Here is a 4,117-nt window from a genome sequence, read left to right as displayed (position 1 = left end):
TTTCTGAACGCGTTCAGAAAGGTGTCCATGGTGGCACTGTATGCGGGAGGGGTGACGGCTGGGGCGGCAGTGCCCAGAAGTTGACCGAACAGAGACGGGGGCGGGACGAGAGTCTTGGCGCGGTTCACATATGTGACCGTCTGGGTCTGCTTGTGTACCGGCGTCCGCCTTGTAGCGGCTCAGCCCTGGCGGCAGCGGGCAATGAGCTGTGAACCCTCGGCGCCGAGCAACTGCGGCATGAGCCGACGCAGCGCAGCCGCATGCTGATGGACTCGCTTGAGCGTGGCTCGCCGGGTCGGGGCCGAACCGGGAACGTCCTGAGCGGGACCGCATCCGCTCGCGACATACAACTGGTCGAGCCATACTCCCCTGGCCCTCACACCGTCCGATGCGGCCGGGGTGACCAGCGTCGTCACCTCGGGCTCGTGTCCGTCCAGGAACCAGACCTGCACGTCCAGGCCGACGCCATGGAAGAGAAGCCCGTTGTCGGTCGGCTCCGGGCCCGAAAAGCCGGCGTCCTCCACCAGGAACGCGAACTCGACGCCCACCTCCGCCAGGAATGCCTCGGTCGGATCCCCTCGATTCCCCATTCCTCCGATACTCCGAGATCGTCAGCCCCGACGGAAGACGCGAACCCGGTGAGCCTTCACGGTCACAGCCCTACACCCACGTATCCAGCCACATCCGTGACCGCCAACTGTCGATCGGGATGGCTTCGCCGGTGTAGATCGGCCAGAAATAGATGAAGTTCCAGGCGATCAGCAGGACCAGGACTCCCGCCGTGGCCGCGCCGATGACGCGGCGGCGTTCCGTGGAGCCGGGGGGGCCGAGGATGGCGCCGATCATCATGGCTACGGCCAGGCAGAGGAAGGGGAGGAAGACGACGGCGTAGAAGAAGAAGATGGTGCGTTCCTGGTACATGAACCAGGGGAGGTAGCCCGCCACGACGCCGCAGGCGATCGCGCCCGCGCGCCAGTCGCGGCGGAAGAGCCAGCGCCAGAGGACGTACAGGACCGCGAAACCCGCCGCCCACCAGAGCAGGGGCGTGCCGAGGGCGAGGACCTCGCGGGCGCACTTCTCGCCCGCGTCCGTGGGGCAACCGTCCTTGCCGGGCAGCGGTGACTCGTAGAAGTACGAGACCGGGCGGCCGGTGACGATCCAGCTCCACGGGTTCGACTGGTAGGTGTGCGGGGAGTGCAGGCCGACGTGGAAGTCGTACACCTGGGTCTCGTAGTGCCACAGGCTGCGCCACCAGCCGGGGAACAGCCAGGACCAGCTGCTGGTGCGGCCGTCGGCCGTGGCCCAGTCGCGGTAGTAGCCGCCCTTGCCGTTGGTGGCGGAGAGGAACCAACCCGTCCACGACACGATGTACGTGGCGATCGCGACCGGGACCGTGGCGAGGAACGCCCAGCCCACGTCGTGCTTGAGGACCGCCAGGTGGGGGCGGCGGGCGCCCGCGACCCGGCGGGAGCCGACGTCCCACAGGACCGTCAGCAGGCCGAACGCGACGAGGAAGTACAGGCCGTTCCACTTCGTGCCGATGGCGAGGCCGAGCAGCAAACCTGCCGCCAGGCGCCAGGGGCGGCGGCCGAGGAGCGTTTCCTCCGCGATGCGCGCGTCCGGGCGTACGAAGCCGTCGGCGTCCGGTGGGAGCGCGGCGGCGAGGCGTTCTCGGACCTTGTCGCGGTCGATGAGCAGAGCGCCGAAGGCCGCCAGGACGAAGAACATCAGCACCTGGTCGAGCAGCGCGGTGCGGCTCATCACGAAGTGCAGGCCGTCGACCGCCATCAGCGCGCCCGCCAGGCAGCCCAGGAACGTCGAGCGGAAGATGCGGCGGCCGATCCGGCACAGCATCAGCACCGACAGCGTGCCGAGCAGCGCCGTCATGAACCGCCAGCCGAACGGCGTGAACCCGAACATCCACTCGCCGAGCCCGATGACGTACTTGCCGACGGGCGGATGGACCACGTAGGCGGCGTCCGTCGGGATCTTGACGTTGCCGCCGTTCTGGAGGATCAGCTCGTTGGCGTTCTTCGCCCAGTTGACCTCGTACCCGCGGTGGATGAGTGCCCAGGCGTCCTTGGCGTAGTACGTCTCGTCGAATATCACCGCCTTCGGGCTGCCCAGGTTCCAGAACCGCATCACGCCCGCGATCAGCGTGACGAGCAGCGGACCGCCCCACGCCGACCAGCGGACGAGGCGTTCCGCGGCCTCCCTGCGGAGCCCGATCGCCGCCCACAGCCGGGGGCTGGGCTCGGTGTACGCGGGCACCAGGCGTGCGCGGACATCGCTTCTGGGCGGGGCCGTGTAGCCGAACCGGCGCAGCCGTTGTTGCCACGACGGCCGCTGGTCTTCGACGCCCTGTCCCTGCCGGGTGTCCGTGGAGGACGCGGTACTGGTCACCGCGCCATCGTAGGGAACAGGTCTGTGTGAGTCCCGCGGGCCGCCCCTGCGAGGATGGAACCGTGACAGGAACCCTTGTACTCGCAGGCACGCCCATCGGGGACATCGCGGACGCACCGCCCCGGCTGACGGCCGAGTTGGCGGGGGCCGACGTCATCGCCGCCGAGGACACGCGGCGGCTGCGGCGGCTGACGCAGGCGCTGGACGTACAGCCGTCCGGGCGGGTCGTCTCGTACTTCGAGGGCAACGAGACCGCGCGTACGCCCGAGCTGGTCGAGGCGCTGGTGGGCGGGGCGCGCGTGCTGCTCGTGACGGACGCCGGGATGCCGTCCGTGTCCGACCCCGGGTACCGGCTGGTCGCCGCCGCCGTGGAGAAGGACATCAAGGTCACGGCCGTCCCCGGGCCCTCCGCGGTACTCACCGCGCTCGCGCTGTCCGGGCTGCCCGTCGACCGGTTCTGCTTCGAGGGATTCCTGCCGAGGAAGGCCGGCGAGCGGCTGTCGCGGCTGCGCGAGAACGAGCACGAGCGGCGCACGCTCGTCTACTTCGAGGCACCGCACCGCCTCGACGACACCCTCGCCGCGATGGCCGAGGTGTTCGGCGCCGAGCGGCGGGCCGCTGTCTGCCGTGAACTGACGAAGACGTACGAGGAGGTCAAGCGCGGGCCGCTCGGCGAACTCGCCGCCTGGGCCGCCGAAGGGGTGCGCGGCGAGATCACCGTCGTCGTGGAGGGCGCCCCGGAGATCATCGAGTCGCTCGACGCCGAGGAACTGGTGCGCAGGGTGCGGGTGCGCGAGGAGGCGGGGGAGCGGCGCAAGGAGGCCATCGCCGCCGTCGCCGCCGACGCGGGGCTGCCCAAGCGCGAGGTCTTCGACGCGGTCGTCGCGTCGAAGAACGCGACGCGCCCGAATCCCTGAGCCGACAGCTGTGTCCGGCCTCATCCCCGAGTGGGCCGCCGTGCTCGAACCCTTGAGCGGACCCCCGCGTCCGACCCCATGAGCGGGCAAAGGACGATCGCCAAAAGCAAAGCTCGGACCGTGTTCTGAGGGTGCTCCGACAAGGAAAGGCCAAGACGGCTCCAACACTCGACAGGTCTGGTGCGCTTCGGCCTGCGGAAGCGTCCACTGGTTAAAGGACGCACCCGTCCTCGTCCAGCGGACAAGAGGAGCTGGCATGAGTGAGATCGCAGGTCAGACCGGGCAGATCACCGGAGACCCTGGCCACCGCACCACGGCGACCGACATAGTCCACGAGTCGTACTCCTTCGCCTGCATGCGCTGCGGGCACGGCTGGGAGCAGTCGTACGAGATCGAGCACCACCTCGACGCCGAGGGCACCGAATTCGTCATGTACGTGGCCGACGGCCGGGTCGTGCCGTCGCCGCTGAGCCGCCCCAGCTGTCTGAACTGCGACGGCCATGTCGTCCGCATCATGCGCGCGGGGCAGGTCTCCTCGGCGCAGAACTCGCTGCGCCGCCCGACGCCCGTACGGCCGCGGAAGGCCTCGGACAGCGAGACCCCGGAGTCGGCGGAGGACGCCGGGTCGGCAGCGGGCGAGGAGCGCCACCACTGGCACCTCTCCGATCTGCTGCACCCGTTCCACCACCGCAAGGCGAGCTGATCCGGTCCTCCGGTCCGCCGCCCGATGCCGGGCCCCACATCCAGCGGCCTCCCCCCGCCTCCCGGACCGTGGGGCCCGGCATCGACCTTCCCGA

4 protein-coding genes are annotated in these 4,117 nt (G+C 69.8%); 2 read left to right on the top strand and 2 right to left on the bottom strand.

The window, feature by feature from the left end; genetic code table 11:
- Positions 1–179: 179 nt before the first annotated feature.
- Positions 180–590 carry a hypothetical protein gene (locus AOK17_RS43085; protein ID WP_055618104.1) on the bottom strand — a complete coding sequence of 137 codons (411 nt, stop codon included), beginning with the start codon at positions 588–590 and terminating at the stop codon, positions 180–182.
- A gap of 70 nt (positions 591–660) precedes the next feature.
- A complete protein-coding gene (locus AOK17_RS43080; RefSeq protein WP_055618103.1) occupies positions 661–2,403 on the bottom strand; it encodes a dolichyl-phosphate-mannose--protein mannosyltransferase in 1,743 nt (580 codons plus the stop codon).
- A gap of 62 nt (positions 2,404–2,465) precedes the next feature.
- On the opposite strand from AOK17_RS43080, the gene rsmI reads away from it, so the two are divergent.
- Positions 2,466–3,320 (top strand): 16S rRNA (cytidine(1402)-2'-O)-methyltransferase, encoded by an 855-nt coding sequence (gene rsmI / locus AOK17_RS43075; protein ID WP_055618102.1) that lies wholly within the window; start codon positions 2,466–2,468, stop codon positions 3,318–3,320.
- Positions 3,321–3,576: 256 nt separating this feature from the next.
- Positions 3,577–4,023 (top strand): hypothetical protein, encoded by a 447-nt coding sequence (locus AOK17_RS43070; RefSeq protein ID WP_055618101.1) that lies wholly within the window; start codon positions 3,577–3,579, stop codon positions 4,021–4,023.
- Positions 4,024–4,117 lie beyond the last annotated feature (94 nt).

The sequence above is a fragment of the Streptomyces phaeochromogenes genome (assembly GCF_001418655.1).
Taxonomy (GTDB): Bacteria; Actinomycetota; Actinomycetes; order Streptomycetales; family Streptomycetaceae; genus Streptomyces; species Streptomyces phaeochromogenes.
Note: the sequence above shows the minus strand (reverse complement) of the source record. Positions and strands in the feature narration are given on the sequence as shown.

Coding starts and splice junctions, on each gene's coding strand:
- AOK17_RS43085 (WP_055618104.1), bottom strand. CDS start 590: ATGGGGAATCGAGGGGATCCGACCGAGGCATTCCTGGCGGAGGTGGGC.
- AOK17_RS43070 (WP_055618101.1), top strand. CDS start 3,577: ATGAGTGAGATCGCAGGTCAGACCGGGCAGATCACCGGAGACCCTGGC.